Here is a 16,011-nt window from a genome sequence, read left to right as displayed (position 1 = left end):
ATGGTTATTCGGTCCGAATCTCCGCCGCCTTCATCTCCCAGATCTGCATGCTGGAGACAACGGAATTGCCTATGTTTGTCCGAAGCTGAATTCCGGTGCTGTCCTCCAAGGTCGGATATACTCTGGTTGTGAGACAGGTCTCGTCATCCACAAATACTTCTACAATCGATTGGTCAACAAATATACGCAGCCGGATACGTTCCGCACCGTCTACATCCGGTAGTTTTCCTTCAATCGGCGTTTTATGCACCTTTGGAAGCAGGCTTGCATTCGACCGGTCGATAGTAATCGAATGGGATGCCGGATCGAGATGAATATCCGTATGCTCCTTACCGCAAGCCGAGGCAAGCACGGATAGAGTCAGGACTGATGCCGCAATCGCTTGTCTGTCGATTTCAAGCAAGCATTCAAAGGAAGTCGAATGAATTCCCGTGCTAGTTGGTGCCGGCTCTACGGAAATATCCTGAAAGCTGTGGCTCTCGCCTCGAAGCGTTTCCAGTTCAGGCACAGGTATCATAGAAAGAGCTCCATTTGGCTTCAGATCTACGACTCGCGGCAATGCCAGCGCCCCGGCCCAATCCAGGCTTACGGGAAATTCCTCGCCTCTGCTGCCTTCCGGGATCCAGCCATGCACAATGCGGCGTCCGCGCTCATCCACAAATCCGGTGGAAGCATAATAACCTTCCCAACCGCCGAAGTCCACGGTGCCATGCTGTTCTACATCTATGAATCTGTCACCGCTAAGGGTACCCGAAAGGTATCGTACAGGGCCGCTCGGAGAATAGAATAACACCGCCTTATCGCCAAATCGGAACAAATGCGGGCATTCCCAGATCCATTCTTCCCCTTTATAAAAAGTCCCCTTGAAGCTCCATCGTTCCAAATCGTCGGATTGGTAGAGGAAGGAGCAGCCTTTTTCCTCCTGTATGCCGCCAAGCAGCATATGCCAGCCGTCTTCACTCTTCCACACATAAGGATCCCGCCAATCCTTGATCTGAAGCTCCCCATGCAAATCCAGCGTCAACACCGGGTTAATGCCCGGCTTATGCCAGGTGCGCAAATCCTTTCCGCGGGCCATCCATTGTTGCGCTCCCGTAGTCGCGTTCCGTTCACCTTCGCCGATGCTCGTATAGAACAACGTTACTTCTCCGTCATTTACAACCGAACAGCCGGAGAAGCAATGAGACTCTCCAAGCTCATAGGAAGGAGCCATTCCAATCGGCAGATGAGTCCAATTAACCAGATCCAAGCTCTTGGCATGCCCCCAGTGGATATCTCCCCACTCTGGCTTTGACGGGTTATGCTGGTAGAACAAATGATATTCGCCGTTTAACTGAAACGGACCATTCGGGTCGTTCATCCAATTGCGCGGGGACGTAAAATGATACCTAGGTCTATAACGGTCCATATGATCTCTCCTGTCTGGATTGACTCTTACTCATATCCCAAATATATATAAGACATATTAAATATGTCAATAAATTCTTTGACCCTTATTTTTTCACCATCCAAGTCGTTCTCGTGTAGCCAATCCTTAATCCCGCTCTTTCCATATTGTTCTGGCTTATAGACGCATAGGTTGCCTGTCCGACAACCAGCTTACACTTTGATAAGCCTGCCTCATATAGGCGTTGCTGAAGAAAAGCCGTCTGCAGACCTCTTCTTCTGTACTCCGGAAGGGTGGCCGCGAAGGTGAGAGAAGCAATCCCGTTATTCACGTACATGACAGCCACGCCGGCCGGCTGTTCATCCACGTGGCCAATGAAGAATTTCCAGCCCTGACGTTCATACAATACTCTGTTGTTATCGGCTACATAGCCTGCTCCTTCTACGCTTAGGCCCGTGCCCAAACAGTGAAGCTTACAGTAGAGCCCGAATTCCTCTTCTTCCATCTCGCGAATGGTGATGCCGCTTGGATAAGCTGGCTGCTCCATGCTTGGAATGCCATAGAGAGTCGCATGAAAACCGGCTTGATAGAAGCCGTGACCGTCCAAACAGCTAAGCAGCTCGGCATTTGCCTTGCTCGGAATAATCTCAAATTGGAATGGCCTGCTTCGCTCCCCATAGTAACGGATAATATCATCAATCAGACCGAGTTCCTCCGCGCCGATTCCTCTTACCGAATTAAAAGTGCCCCAGGGCATTTCTTTCACGTAAAAGGCTGTCGCTCCTCCGAAGGTTCGAACATCAGCCCCCATAGGATTGCCTTCCCTCTCTTTAATGACGAGTACTCTAGACGTCATATAATCAATCTCGGACTGCTCCAGCTGTTCTGCTAACTCCTTCGTTACGACAGGAAAATCCATAGGGTCACTCCATCTCTTTGTTAAGTTATTCGGACATATTCCTTGCTCAACCATAATTTCCCTTCTGCATAAATATAAAAACGGCCGTGCAGATTGAAAATCATCTGCACGGCCGCTTATCATTTTATGCCGAGGCAACTCTTAAGGTTTGATTGCGTCGTAATACTTGGATTGCATTTCTTTTGCTGCCGCGTCCAGCTGTGCTTGGAGATCAGTGCCTTTTTTCGAGAATACTTCTTGCAGCACGTTCGTCATAGAGCCGTAGTATTCCTGCGTATTGTACTGAGCCTCAGGTTTGCCGTCCAGCAGAGCGTTGGATTCTGCGCTGTATTTGTACACGTTGTCGTATTTATCGAAGATGGCTTGCGCTTTTTTGCCGTATTCCGAATCCGGGCTGAAGTAGTTGATGTGCGGCGGAATAAAGAACTTGCCCTCCGTTTGACGTGCTTGAATGTCCTTCTCAAGCGATGCCAGGTAGTCGTCCGTGAAGTAGTCGAAAGTAATGTAACGGAATGCCATTTCCTGCTCGTCTTTCGTTGCGTTCGGGTTGATAACGAGGTAGTCGCCGCCCAGTACGCCTGTATGCTTGCCGCCTTTTTCAGCAGCCGGCATTGGGTAAGTCAATACGTCTTCAATTTTCATGCCGCCTTGGTTCAGCGCTTGCTCCAGTACGCCCTCAGCACCCGCGATAACCATTGCCGTACGTCCTTGGCCAAATGCGCCTACCGCATCTCCCCAGCCAAGTGCCCAGTCTTTAGGAATAACGTCGGCATCCCATCTCAGCTTGTTGTAGAAATCAAGAGCTTTTTTACCCGCTTCGGAATTAAAAGCTGCCGTAACTTTGCCGTCGGCAATGTTTTGGATCTCGCCGCCGGCTTCGAACAGGAAGTTGGTCCAGTTCCAGCCTGCTTCATTGCCTTTCCCCATTGGAGCGATACCCGCGATGCCTTTCTTCGCGTCGGCTACGCCTTTGGCCGTATTGATCATATCGTCCCAAGTCCAATCGTACGAAGGAACGGCTACGCCTTTTTCGTCCAGCATTTTTTTGTTAACAACGGTTGTTGTTACATAGCCTTTTTGAGCGACGCCATATACTTTGCCGTCAATGATGAATTGGTTTTGCAGAACCGGGTTGATTTGATCTTTGAACTCGTAGCTGTTGTATAGGTCCGTAATGTCGGCAGCCCAGCCTTTTTCGACCAGGAACTTCGCTTCTGTTGCATAAGTGTTGAAGAAAGTTGGCGCTTCGTTGGCGGCCATCTTAATGCCGATTTCGTTTGGCGCGTAATGCCAGTCGCTCTTCACGATCTCAACATTAGGATATACCTTGTTGAAGCGCGCGATTTTGTCGTCTTCCAGCTTGCGGTTTTCCACTTGGTCAGGAAGCGGATAATAGATGCTGATTTTAACTTTTTTCTGTGTAATATCTTCTGTTTGTTGTGGAGTGTCTGTAGCCGTATTCGTGCTGGCGCTTGCATTTGCATTGCTTTCCGCAGGCTTTTGGTTGCCGTTGCTTGGCGCGTTGTTGTTGCCGCCGCAAGCTGCAAGGGACGAACAAAGCAATACGGCAGCTACCGTCGTAACAAGGTTCTTTCTCATTTGTAACTCCCCTTTTCGAGTTAAATTATTTGTTGCTCCCTCATCATAGTTGAGAGTGGAGGGAGCCCGCGAGGTGTATTCCTATTCCGATCATGTGCACTATTACGATTTGAATACTAACCTTTCACGCCGCCAAGATGTAACCCGCGCATGATATATTTCTGGAAAACAAGGAAGACGACAATTGGCGGAAGCATAACCATCGTAAGAATCGCAAACCGAATATTCAGCGCCAGCCCTTTGGCGTTAATAACGTATTTATAGATGGCCGTAGCGAGCGGATAATGGCTGTCGTTGTGCATAATAAGCGACGGCCAGAACCAGTCGTTCCAGGATGAAGAGAAGATAAAGATCGCAAGCGTAGAGAAAATCGGCACCGACAGCGGCAGTGCAATCTGGATGAAGCTTCTCCAGTCCGATGCGCCGTCAATGCGAGCCGCTTCGAATATTTCATAATGGATGTCATCGAAGAAATTTTTAAGCAGCAGCAGGAAGAACGCGTTCGCCCCCGCCGGCAGCCAGAAGGCCGCAAAGGAATTCATCAGTCCCAGATCCTTCAGGTTCACGAAGTTCGGAATGATGTAAGTCGTTGGCGGAATAAACAAGGTCATCATGAAGAAGAAATAGACGGCTCTTCGCTTCGGCACATGTAGCCTGGACAAGCTAAACGCGGCAAGACCAAGCACAACCACCGTAATAACAAGGTTCCCTCCAAAGATATAAAGCGTGTTTCTTAAAAACTCCGGCAAATCGATGAAATTCCAGCCTTTGTTAAAATTGTCGAAATGCCATTCGCTTGGCAGAAATCTCGGCGGGAAGGAGTTAACCTCCACGTTGGTTTTCAAGCCGTTAAAGAATGTCGTCAGAATCGGATACAGCATCGAGCAGGACATCACAACAAGCACAAGCACCATAATCGCATAGCCAATAAGAATCGGCTTCTTCTTCAGGTCAAACGAGGAGAGAATCCCTCTATCCATCTGCTTCATCGAACGTCTCCCTCCTTGCCTTGAAGCCTATACTGAACGATTGCGAGCAAGCCCAGCACGATAAACATGAGGACGCCAAGCGCTGCCGCAACCCCGTAATTTTGTTGGTTAAAGGCGTATTTCACAATCAGCAGGGCGTAGGTCAAAGTGGCATTGTTAGGTCCGCCATCCAGCATCGCGAGCTGGGATTGATAGCCTTGCGAGGTGCCGATCAGCTGCAGGATAAGCAGCAAGCCAAGCAGTCCCTTAATCGAAGGCAGCGTAATATGCCGAATTCGGTTCCACACGCCTGCCCCGTCAATCTCCGCCGCTTCATACCAGTCGCGAGGGATGCTGAGCACAGCCGCGAGATAAATAAGCATCGCCGATCCGAATTGCTGCCAGGACTCCATAATAACAAGCGAGATCATCGACCAGTTCGTATCGGTCATGAAGGCGACCGGCTCGCTTCCGAACCATCCCGTTATAACGCCGTTGATCGGACCAACCGGATCGTAGAACCAGCGCCATAATCCGTATAAAACAACGACCGGAATAATATTCGGCAGATAAGCGGCTACGCGGACAATGCCTTGGAAACGGCGAAGCTCGGAGATCGCGATGGCGAATACGATCGGAATCCAGAAGCCGATCACAAGACAGAGGAACATATAATAAACGGTGTTTTTTACCGCCGTCCAGGCATCCTCATCGTGAAGCGCGACTTTATAGTTGTCGAACCCAACAAAGCTGTTCCCTTTTACAAAGTCAATGTGGTAGAAGCTGTACACGAATCCTTTCACAATAGGGACCCATAAAAACAAAATAAAAATGATGAACGCCGGAAGCAGAAAAAGTAATCCCCAGAAATGCTTCCTCATAAATGCGGCCAACCGGACCTTACGCTCGAGAGGCGCGTTTCGGGCAGCTTGTGTTTCCATTATGTCTCCCTCTTTTCTTTAACAATCCTCTTCTCTTATTGTAAAAAAAGGACCCTCTCGAGGTAATGTGCATATCCAAGGCAATGATGAGCGTTTCTACTTCTTTAGCTCGCTTGGGCTCATGCCGTAATACTTTTTGAAAATTTTGCTGAAATGCTCCGGCGATTCGTAGCCAACCTTCTCCGAAATCTCGTAACGTCTCATGTCGGTGTTGAGAAGAAGCCGCTTGCTCTCTTCCATCCGCAGCTTCACCACGTATTCCCACAGGTTATAGCCGGTTTCCTTCTTGAACAGGTAGCTGAGGTAGTTCGGACTGACATGATTGTTCTGCGCGACCTCATGCAGAGTCAGGCCCTTTTGCGCATAGTTCGCGTTAATATACTCCATTGCCTTCTCCACGATCAGGCTGGTTTGGGCCGTAAACTCTTCCTCGGTCGGCCGCTGCGAATATTGATTCCAGTTGAAATCCCCGTAATAGAACACATAATGGTCCTTATGCCGTTCGTTGCAGCTAAGCGCCTTGATCACCTGATCGTGAATAACGTCGATAAACTCAATGCCCTTCAGAATTTGGCTGATGCCAATAACGCTGATTATTCCCAAATATTTTTGAATATTGAAGTGAAGACTTCGCCCGATCATATCCAGTTCGTTCATAAGACCGTTTACGGCGTACTGCGTTTCATTCCATTGCAAAATAATATTCATATCCCGCTCCGAAGCGTAGAAGGCGGTATGATTCCAGTGCTCATCAAACAGCTCATTGACGATATTAAGCGCTGCATAACGGAGAAGCCGCTCATCGGTCTTTGTCAGCTCGCGGCTGCGGTCAAACAGATTCAGCCGGATGCGGATCATGGAGAAATAAGGCCCCTCCAGACTAATCTCGTGCTTTTCCTTCAGGATCCGAGCAATATCCTGGATTTTAACCGACGGCTTGTCGCTCACCAGCAGATTCAGCCATTCGACGGACTGCGGATTGAGCTCATCCATATGGAAATGCTCCTGCATGCCCGCGATGAGCTCCTCCGGTTCGGCGGCCTCCGGCTTGCGAAGCTTGAGCAGCACATTGCGCACGGAATCCAAAAACTGCTCATTGTTCAGCGGTTTGATCAAATAATCCTTAGCTCCGAGACGAATCGCCATTTGTGCGTATTGGAAGGTCTCATGCGCCGATATAATAATCGTCTGTACCCAGGGTTTAATCAATTTGGCCTGCTGCATAAGCTCGATGCCGTTCATCGTCCCCATCTGAATATCCGTAATGAGCAGATCAATATCATCGGTCCGCAGCACGTCCAATGCCTCGTACCCGTTATGAGCCATATGAATAGCGGAAATATCAATGCCGGAAGAAGCCAGTACGCTGCTCAAGCCTTTACAAATAAGAGGTTCGTCATCCACGACCAGAATGTTATACATCGCCGAGTTCCTTCCTTTCGCCGGCGGCCGGAAGCTGGATCGTTACGATCGTTCCTCCGCCGTTTCTTTTCTTATACTGAATGCCGTATACATTGCCGAAATGCAGCTGAAGCCGCTGGTGAATGTTCTTGATGCCGTAGCCAAATGCCGGATTGGCGGACGGTTCGTTTAATAGCGATTCAATCGCTTTATAATCAACATCCTTAAAGCCGTTATCCTCAACCCGAATAAGCAGCTTATCTCCCTCATAATCCGCGGTGATATGAATTTCGCCGTCTTCACCCATATTCTTGACGCCGTGAATCATGGCGTTCTCAATCAACGGCTGAAGCGTGACCTTCGGAATCAGATGGTTCATCATCGTATCCGGAACCGACCAGATCACCTGGAAGTCATAGTCATAACGCTTCTGCTGCAGCTTCACGTAAGCAGCCGCATGCTCAAGCTCCTCCGCCAGCGTAATCAGTTCCCGGCCCCGGCTTAAGCTGATCTTCATCAGCTTCGACAGCTCCTTGATCATCTCCGCGGATTCGGAATTGCCTTCGAGCGAGCTTTTCCAATAGATGCTTTCTAGCGTGTTATAGAGGAGATGCGGATTAATCTGCTGATACAGAATCTGAAGCTGGCTTTCCCGCTGCTTGATCTCCATCTGGTACTTGTCATGTATAAGACCGTTAAGCCGGCGGGCCATATCATAAAGGGCTCCAATCAATACCCCCACCTCGTCATTTCTGCCTTTGCCAGGCGTCTCCGGCACTCGCTTGCCAGGCTCATAACGGCGGACAAATGTCGCCAGTCTTTGCAAAGGTGTCATTAAGGAACGCCAGAAATAGAAGATCACGATACAGCCAAACAATATATAAGCCACCGATATCAGCTGAATAACGCGCTTCACTTCATTTTGCTGCTGAAGAAGCGATTTAATCGGAATTTTGTAGATGAGACGCTGCTGCAGCAGCTCGTTATCACTGGCCATATAGATGTATTCCGAATTCATAATCGGCTTATCGAGGTTTTCCTGCTGTTTGCCGGAAGCGGTTACAGGAAGCTCAACCGTCGTGCCCATCCTCTTCGGATCCGTCGAGGCCAATATATAATTGCTCTGATCCGTGAAGAAAATTTCACCGCCGGGCAGAGAGACCGACTGCATCGATTCCGCCAGCTTCTTATCCATGTTGGTTGCAATCAGCACGCCAATAACGCTATGCCCCTGGTTAACCGTATTAACGGCGCGGATATAAGCAAGCGTGCGCTTCTTGACGAGCATGTCGTTATTCTCGATAATTTCCATAAAACCAAGACCCTTGAGCTGCACGGCCGTGTCAAACCACTTCGGCTTGTTGGCATCGGTGAAGAAGTAAACGCCGCTTTGGATCATCTGCACCTTGGGCGCAAAGAAATATTCATTATGAGGATCATAGATATACAGGCTGTAATAGACAGCCTCCCCGCCATTCAGGGCGGTTGAATAACCCGCGAGCAAAGCGTCCATTTTCTCGTATTTCCGGACGCGTTCAATGACGGTTTCATCGCCGCTCGGGACAAGCTGCTGGGCAATCGGGTTCTGAATAATGGTCGTCGTAATCTTGTTGACCGTATCAATATCCCTGTCGATCAGCGTGTGGTTCTGTTTGTTTAGTTCAGCATAAGCGCTCGTGACATGCCGTTTTAATATCTGTTCGGCCTCCGAGTTGCCATAGCTGTGCAGAATAAATATCGGGCTGACCATCAGCAGGAACAATAGCAGCAGCTGCTGCTTCACGCTAAGCTTGGTCATCGGATTGGAAAAGCCCGTTCTCATGATGATGCACCCCCAGCTTCCTTCCTTAAATATAGCAAATATGATGGTTGGCAGTATGGCTATTCTTATCTATTGTATAGGTAATTTCACGCACTTCAAGCTATCAATCTAGTAGTAAGGATCGATTTTTCCGCTTGTACAAAAGGAAAATATTGACTGTTGTGAGGGCGAGGAGCATAATAGCAGTGTTGTTGAAGAATTGCTTACAATTCTTTAAGCCAATGCTTTCGATGCAAGAATTGCTTACAATTCTTTAAGCCAATGCTTTCGATGCAAGAATTGCTTACAATTCTCTAAGCCAATGCTTACGATGCAAGAATTGCTTCACAATTCTTTTTAGGAGTGATCCGATGTCGAGTAAAGTGCTGATTGTGACTGGCGATGCCGCGGAAGTATTAGAAGTGTATTACCCTTATTACCGGCTGCTGGAGGAAGGCTGCGAGGCTGTTATCGCTTCTCCGACACAGAAAACCTTACATACCGTATGCCATGATTTTATTGACGGCTGGGATACGTATACGGAAAAGCCCGCTCATCAGCTGACGTCTCATCTGGGATTTGCCGATGTGGACCCATCCGAGTACGCGGCCCTTATTATTCCCGGCGGCAGAGCGCCGGAATATATTCGAGGCAACGCGGAGCTGCCGCGGATCCTGCAGCATTTCATCGATGCGGATAAACCGATCGGCGCGATCTGCCATGGTGCCCAGGTGTTCCTGGCGCTTTCCGACTACAGCTATTTCAACGGCCGCACAATGACCGCTTATAATGCCTCGCGCCTTGAAGTCGAACGGCTTGGCGCGTGTTATGCCGACGATACCCTCCATGTGGACGGCAAGCTTGTGACCGGCCACGCATGGCCGGATCTCCCCGGCTTTATGCGCGAGTTTCTGAAGCTTGTCCGCGAGGATGCCGCCAGGGAAGCAAATGCAGAGGCACTAATTCCCTAATCATATACCCGCATCAGCGGCAGCACTTTGGCTCACTGCCACTGGCTGCCGCTTTTATTTTTAGCGGGGAAACAGATTCTGCTGGTTGCTCTCCCGGAACCGATTGGGAGACAGACCGGTGACCCTGCGGAAAATAATCGAGAAATAATTCGGGTTGTCATAGCCCAGTAGCTTCGCGATCTCCCACACCTTCATTTCCGTCGATACGAGCAGCCGCGTCGCCTCTCCGATCCGACGGTGAATGGCGTAGTTAATCGGGGAAATCTGATAATAATCCTTGAACACATGGGATACATAATAAGGGTTTACGTGGAATTGCCTGCCCAAATCCTTCAGGCTTACATTTTGCGTGAAATTTCGGTCGATATAATCCTTGATTTGTTCGGCAAGGCTGGCATTGGTCTCCTGCTCTTTCACATGCTGCTGATTCCGAACCGTTCTACGAAGAAGCAAGATGACCGAATTAATCAAATAACGGCTTATTCTTTCATAGCCCTCTTCTTTGATGGAGGATTCGTCCACAATCATTTTCATTAACGCGGCGATTTCCGAGTACGCGCGGCTGGACCGGATAACGGGCTCGACGCCATGGGGAATAACCCAATCCTCCGCCGGGCTTGCCTGTGGCAGCGTAAATCCGCAGTAGTACGTAGTTAGGGGATTATCGCTCGATGACTGCTCCTCATGCAGCACACCTTTGTTATAGACCAGAATGTCCCCTCCGCTTACCCTGAAGGAACGTCCTCCAATGGTAAACATCCCCTCACCCTCGCAAATGACAATGACTTCGTGCAGGTCATCATGCTTATGGCTCGGAAAGTTCCAATTGGGCGAATCACTTACTTTTCCTGCATACAGCAGGTGACTTTGAATGTCTTCTCCGGCACCGGAAGCCGTCATCCTACTCCCTCTTTTCCAGCTAACCTCTATATCTATATAGCAAGATATATCACATCGTTATAATATACCGCAAGATGCTTCATTGCCGCTGCATGCGCCTTCCATTAAGCTTTGACTAAAGAGAGAATCGCGGGTAGGAGCAATAAATTGGAGGGTTTACCACATGAAAAAAGAAAATCTGCTCATTTTTTCCTTTACTCTGTTAGCTTTCATCCTGGGTACAACGGAATACGTGATTGTTGGTCTGCTGACCCCCATCGCTGACAGCCTTGGCGTCTCCGTTGCGCAAACCGGCATATTGGTCTCCGGCTTTGCGATTGCTTATGCGGCGGGAACACCGTTTGTTATGATGGCAGCCGGTTATTTCCCGAAACGCCGGGCTCTGCTCCTTGGAGCCTCGCTTGTTGTTTTGTTCACGATCGGAAGCGCATTATCCTTTTCTTATCCCGTTCTGTTCTTTACGAGAATGGCAACCGCGATCTTCTGCGGGTTAAGCGTATCTCTGGCCGTATCGATCTGTACGGACTATGTTTCGCCGGAGCGGAGAGGGCTTGCGCTATCCTACATCATAGGCGGTTTCACTATAGCCAACGTACTTGGCGTTCCCATCGGAACCTTCGTTGGCCTGCACTTCGAATGGCCTGCGGCCTTCTGGCTTGTCGCGATTTGCGGACTTTTGAGCATTCTGCTTCTTTATAAGATCGTGCCGAGAAATTTGCCTGCCGTACAAAGCTCCATGAAAAATCAGTTTCGGTTGATGACCAACCCAAGGGTGCTGCTTGCCTTTCTGATCCCGATTATCGGGATTGCGGCCATATTCGTCATTTATACGTACATTAATCCGCTTATGCTGGAAGTGATGCATATTTCCGAAGGGCGAACCAGCACGATCCTGCTGGTCTATGGAGCCGTAACCATCGTCAGCAATCTGCTTGGCGGCAAGATCGCAACCGGCACGTATATGGCGAAGCTGAAAAAGCTGTTCCTGATCCATGTTGTTGTGTATGTAATCTTGGGCTTCACCGTACAATTTACATGGCCCGGCATCATCAGCTTGATGGCTATTGCCCTCATCTCGTTTACGATTAATGCGGCTTGTCAGCTATATTTCATTCATTTGACCGAGCAATACGTACCCGAGGCCAAAGATTTCGCAGCTTCCCTGCTGCCGATCAGCGCAAATATCGGGATTGCGGTCGGCTCTTCCGCCGGTGCGTTTGTCACCGATCATTACGGTCTGCAATACCTTCCCTGGACAGCGGCCGTACTAGCATTGCTGGCCTTTGCCGCGACAGCCTACAGCTACCGTCTCGATCGGTCAGACGACAAAAAAGCAGCCTTGCAGGCTGCCGGATAACGGAACGGCTCCATCCTGGGATGGAGCTGTTTGTTTTTTAACAAATACAGGTCTTCTTCTTGTTGCCGATCGTTCCTCTTGCTTCCACCTTGGCGATATAATCGGTAGCGAGCGGAACCTTGCAGGCGGTATTGCCGACATCCACCTTAACGGCGCCAATCGCTTCCGCTACATCCTTGGCTTCTTCGGTTAACGGCGCAACGTACGATCCTACGCAAATCACAAAAGTATTCATCACATAACGAACGCGGTTCCGTTCCTGATGAACGGTCCTTCTAACCTGTTCCAGCAGCTTCCGAATTTCGGTTAAATCCAGCTCCGTATCCGGCGTTATCGTTACGTAATTGGCATAGGCGCTCCAGCCCGCTACGGCAATCAATTCGTCAGGCGAACCAAGCCATTCCATCGCCAGCTCCCTGGCAAATCGGCTTTCCGCCGTCACGTTGGCTACGGTATATTCCGCGGGAGAATACCAGTTAGCCTGCTTCACCCATTGCTCAAGCGTTGCTTTAGGCATGAGCTTCGGGTTAACCGTCAATCCCGCCAAATACATGGCGTCATAATTGCCGGAATCGTACAGCTTGTACACCAGCTCCTGATCCTTCTTCACCTCTTTGACCAGCTTCTTCATATCGCCGATCTTCACGCCAAAGAAAGGCTCCAGTGCGCCATGCCGCAAATAAGTGCTTTTCGTCTGCTCGCTTCCCATTCCTTCTAACGCTTCCATTACTTCATCAAAGGTCATGTCTTGGCCTCCAATTGTCCTTTTCCTGATTTGAGTATAACGCCTGAGGAAGCACTTGTGCAAAATACAAAAAGGACTGACAAGCGAGCGCATCATGCGCCGTCTTGTCAGTCCTCATTTATATTAATCGGTAAATGGCAGCCATCCTTCTCTTGCCGTCAGCATGCGCCATAAACCGTCGGGAATTACAAGCCGTTTCTGCGAGCTTAAGCTCAAGCGGGGCTGAATCTCATCCGTACGCCCGGCTTCAACCTTTTGCACCCAGTCCGGGTCGGTAAGCAGCACGCGCCCAATCGCAACGAGCGGAGCTCCCGTCTGCTGTACTTCTATCGCTTCATCAGCCGTATGAACGGAGCCTACGCCAACCACCGGCACAAGATGTCCTACCCGCTGCGCAATCCATTCCAGTCTTGTCTTGCTCTCATCGGCTCCGCGCGCCGGCTTGGAGCGGAAGTCGAACAGCGACACATGAAGGTAATCCAATTCCTTCTGCGCCAGCTCATCAACCAGGCGGAACGTATCCTCCATCGTCAGCCCCGGTGTTTCCGGTTCTTCCGGCGAGAAGCGGTATCCGACCAGGAAAGGTCCTTTGGCATGCTCCGCCGCAGCCCGTTTCACTTCATCAACAACGGCCAGCGGGAAGGCAAGACGGCGGTCGATATCTCCACCCCATTGATCATTCCGGCGATTGGAATGCGGAGAGTAGAACTGCTGCAGAAGATACGTGTTCGCGCCGTGAATTTCGACGCCGTCGAAGCCGGCAGCCGCCGCGCGGCGGGTGGTCTCGCCAAAGTCGCGGATAATGGATTCAATCTCTTCATGCGTCAGCTCGCGTGGAACGACATCCGGCTTCTGCTCCGACGGAACCGCGCTGGCACTGACAACATCGCCGTTTGGCACCAATGCCGGAGGAGCTTGGCGGCCGCCATGGAAGATTTGCAGCACCGCCTTAGCTCCCTTGGCTTTAATGGTCTCTGCCAATCGGGTCAAGCCCGGAATCATGTCGTCGCTGTCTCCGGCGAATTCCCCGGGAAATCCTTTGCCGTTAGGCGTGACATAAATGCATGCCGTTATAACAAGTCCTGGCCCGTCAGACCGGCGCGCATAATAGTCAAGCTCGGCATCCGTTACCGTTCCGTCGTCATTCGAGGACGAATGGGTCATCGGCGCCATAATAATGCGGTTCTTCACCTCAACACCGCTCCGGAATTTAAAAGATTCAAATAATGGCGTATGCTTTTGCTCCAAGCTCTCCACTCCTTAACATTTATCTGTATATCCTCTGTCTGCCCACGAACTGTAACAATTTCTGTTACTGTAATATTATTATATACAGTTAAAGGTGTCAAGCGAAAAATGGGAAGCCAAATCAGGCAATAAAAAAGCCCCGCCTCATTTCCATGAGACAGAGCTTTCATGACTTACTCCAACATGCCTTCATATTCAAAATAATCATAATAGGCCGGAGCCGAATGTCCCGCCTCTGTTCCCACGGCGAACATCCCCAGACATACACCGGTAAAAGCACCTTCCGCATCCGGCGTTAACGCCTCGGCCGGCAGTGTCCCCAGGCTGATCCATTCCGCGGATGCGCCTCCCAGCGTATATAACAGCTCGTATGCCAGCTCGTCCGAGCGGATCGACAACCGGACCGGAACCTGCTCCTTAATTGGCGTAAAGGTTTCCGTGCCGGTCCCCTGTGTCATTGCGGTTACGAGAATACCGGTCTGTCCCTCCTTCTTCGCAATGCCAAGCGAATAATACGATTTATCGCTTAATCGGGCGGCAATTCCCGCCTGCTCTCCGTCCCTTCTCGGCGCGAAGTTCAGCCTCGTCTCGATTCTCATCCGGTGATGCTGCTGGCGGCGGCAGACAAATACATTCGCTCCGCCTTCCCGAAGCCCGCAGGCATTGCCGCTTAGCCTAAGGCAGCCTTCCCGCTCCGTGAACGACATCTCGTCCGTCCCCGGAATCGAGCGCGTATGGAACCATTCCAGACCAAGCCCTTGCGCCGCAAATTTCGTCATGCTCCGCTCACCGGGCGATGCTTGGCTCCTTCGAGCAGCCTGCCCCGCGGAAGTTCCCGCTTCCATAAGAAGAGACACGTGACCTTCATTATTATCAATCATCGGCCAGCCGTCTTCCGTCCACGTTACAGGAGCAAGAAATGTCTCCCGTCCCAGCACGCTGCCCTTTCCGCCTTGCGGCCGAATCCCCAGAAAGAGCGCCCACCATCCGTCGTGAATATCATCAATAAGTTCAACATGCCCTGTATATTGAATAGGATGATCCTTCAACTGATTATGCGTCAGAATCGGATGCGGCAGCATATCGAAGGGACCGTAAGGAGTAATGCTCCGGCCAATGATTTCCCGATGCATGGGCCCCGTCCCGCCCGAAGCGGTCATCATGTAATAGAAGCCGTTGATTTTGTACAGATGCGGTCCTTCCACCCATGGACCCTCGTCGCCTTCCCATACAACAACCGGCTCCGATAAGGCGCTGCCCGTGCGAATATCAATCTCATATTGAATGATATGGGAAGTCTCCCCAAATCCAGCCTGCGCGGATACATAAACTTTGCCGTCGTCGTCAAAGAATAAAGAAGGATCAATATTCCCGTGCGGAATCCGTATCGGATCGGACCATGGTCCTGCCGGATCCTCCGCCGTAACATAGAAGTTGCCGATTCCGTAAACATCCGTCGTTATCATATAAAACATGCCGTCATGATAACGGAGCGTAGGCGCATATATTCCTTCCGAACTGTTGCGGCCAAGCAGATTCACCTGGCTTTCTCTCGTCAATACATGACCGATTTGCTCCCAATGAATAAGATCCTTGCTGTGAAACACCGGTACGCCGGGAAAATACTCAAACGTGCTGGTGACCATATAATAATCTTCGCCGACCCGGATTGCACTTGGATCCGGATAAAATCCCGGCAGTACCGGATTCCGGTAGGTTACTTTGCCTTCTGCTCTGTTTGCCATCAATTCCATTAACCCGCTTTCCGTTGAGA

Annotated in this window: 13 protein-coding genes; 2 read left to right on the top strand and 11 right to left on the bottom strand. The window is 50.2% G+C overall.

Translation table 11 applies throughout. From position 1 onward, the window contains the following. Positions 1–4: 4 nt before the first annotated feature. The 7 genes from M3194_RS16330 to M3194_RS16300 all read right to left on the bottom strand — a co-directional run bounded on the left by M3194_RS16330 (position 5) and on the right by M3194_RS16300 (position 9,037). Positions 5–1,408 carry a glycoside hydrolase family 32 protein gene (locus M3194_RS16330; RefSeq protein WP_251655129.1) on the bottom strand — a complete coding sequence of 468 codons (1,404 nt, stop codon included), beginning with the start codon at positions 1,406–1,408 and terminating at the stop codon, positions 5–7. Between the two features lie 85 nt (positions 1,409–1,493). Next, positions 1,494–2,306: a GNAT family N-acetyltransferase gene (locus M3194_RS16325; protein WP_251655128.1), complete on the bottom strand. Its 813-nt coding sequence runs from the start codon at positions 2,304–2,306 to the stop codon at positions 1,494–1,496. 141 nt (positions 2,307–2,447) lie between these two features. Next, positions 2,448–3,905 carry an ABC transporter substrate-binding protein gene (locus M3194_RS16320; RefSeq protein WP_251655127.1) on the bottom strand — a complete coding sequence of 486 codons (1,458 nt, stop codon included), beginning with the start codon at positions 3,903–3,905 and terminating at the stop codon, positions 2,448–2,450. A gap of 116 nt (positions 3,906–4,021) precedes the next feature. Then, positions 4,022–4,894: a carbohydrate ABC transporter permease gene (locus M3194_RS16315; protein ID WP_251655126.1), complete on the bottom strand. Its 873-nt coding sequence runs from the start codon at positions 4,892–4,894 to the stop codon at positions 4,022–4,024. Next, positions 4,891–5,754, bottom strand: a complete 864-nt coding sequence (locus M3194_RS16310) for a carbohydrate ABC transporter permease (protein WP_251655360.1) — start codon at positions 5,752–5,754, stop codon at positions 4,891–4,893. Before M3194_RS16310 ends, M3194_RS16315 begins: the two co-directional genes overlap by 4 nt. Positions 5,755–5,910: 156 nt before the next feature. After that, positions 5,911–7,236 carry a response regulator transcription factor gene (locus tag M3194_RS16305; protein ID WP_251655125.1) on the bottom strand — a complete coding sequence of 442 codons (1,326 nt, stop codon included), beginning with the start codon at positions 7,234–7,236 and terminating at the stop codon, positions 5,911–5,913. Beyond that, positions 7,229–9,037: a sensor histidine kinase gene (locus tag M3194_RS16300; protein ID WP_251655124.1), complete on the bottom strand. Its 1,809-nt coding sequence runs from the start codon at positions 9,035–9,037 to the stop codon at positions 7,229–7,231. Before M3194_RS16300 ends, M3194_RS16305 begins: the two co-directional genes overlap by 8 nt. Positions 9,038–9,387: 350 nt before the next feature. Between M3194_RS16300 and M3194_RS16295 the strand changes: the two genes are divergently transcribed. Next, positions 9,388–9,987: a DJ-1/PfpI family protein gene (locus M3194_RS16295; protein ID WP_251655123.1), complete on the top strand. Its 600-nt coding sequence runs from the start codon at positions 9,388–9,390 to the stop codon at positions 9,985–9,987. Positions 9,988–10,047: 60 nt separating this feature from the next. On the opposite strand, the gene M3194_RS16290 is transcribed toward M3194_RS16295, so the two are convergent. Then, positions 10,048–10,887 carry an AraC family transcriptional regulator gene (locus M3194_RS16290; protein ID WP_251655122.1) on the bottom strand — a complete coding sequence of 280 codons (840 nt, stop codon included), beginning with the start codon at positions 10,885–10,887 and terminating at the stop codon, positions 10,048–10,050. A gap of 163 nt (positions 10,888–11,050) precedes the next feature. On the opposite strand from M3194_RS16290, the gene M3194_RS16285 reads away from it, so the two are divergent. Beyond that, positions 11,051–12,244, top strand: a complete 1,194-nt coding sequence (locus M3194_RS16285) for an MFS transporter (RefSeq protein WP_251655120.1) — start codon at positions 11,051–11,053, stop codon at positions 12,242–12,244. Between the two features lie 37 nt (positions 12,245–12,281). On the opposite strand, the gene M3194_RS16280 is transcribed toward M3194_RS16285, so the two are convergent. The 3 genes from M3194_RS16280 to M3194_RS16270 all read right to left on the bottom strand — a co-directional run bounded on the left by M3194_RS16280 (position 12,282) and on the right by M3194_RS16270 (position 15,982). Continuing rightward, positions 12,282–12,989 (bottom strand): DNA alkylation repair protein, encoded by a 708-nt coding sequence (locus tag M3194_RS16280; protein WP_251655119.1) that lies wholly within the window; start codon positions 12,987–12,989, stop codon positions 12,282–12,284. A gap of 123 nt (positions 12,990–13,112) precedes the next feature. Beyond that, positions 13,113–14,237 (bottom strand): NADH-dependent flavin oxidoreductase, encoded by a 1,125-nt coding sequence (locus M3194_RS16275; protein ID WP_251655118.1) that lies wholly within the window; start codon positions 14,235–14,237, stop codon positions 13,113–13,115. 173 nt (positions 14,238–14,410) lie between these two features. After that, the gene (locus tag M3194_RS16270) at positions 14,411–15,982 is read right to left on the bottom strand and encodes a glycoside hydrolase family 43 protein (RefSeq protein ID WP_251655117.1); all 1,572 of its coding nucleotides are present in this window, start codon (positions 15,980–15,982) and stop codon (positions 14,411–14,413) included. Positions 15,983–16,011 lie beyond the last annotated feature (29 nt).

This window comes from Paenibacillus glycanilyticus (genome assembly GCF_023715145.1).
GTDB lineage: Bacteria > Bacillota > Bacilli > Paenibacillales > Paenibacillaceae > Pristimantibacillus > Pristimantibacillus glycanilyticus_A.
Note: the sequence above shows the minus strand (reverse complement) of the source record. Positions and strands in the feature narration are given on the sequence as shown.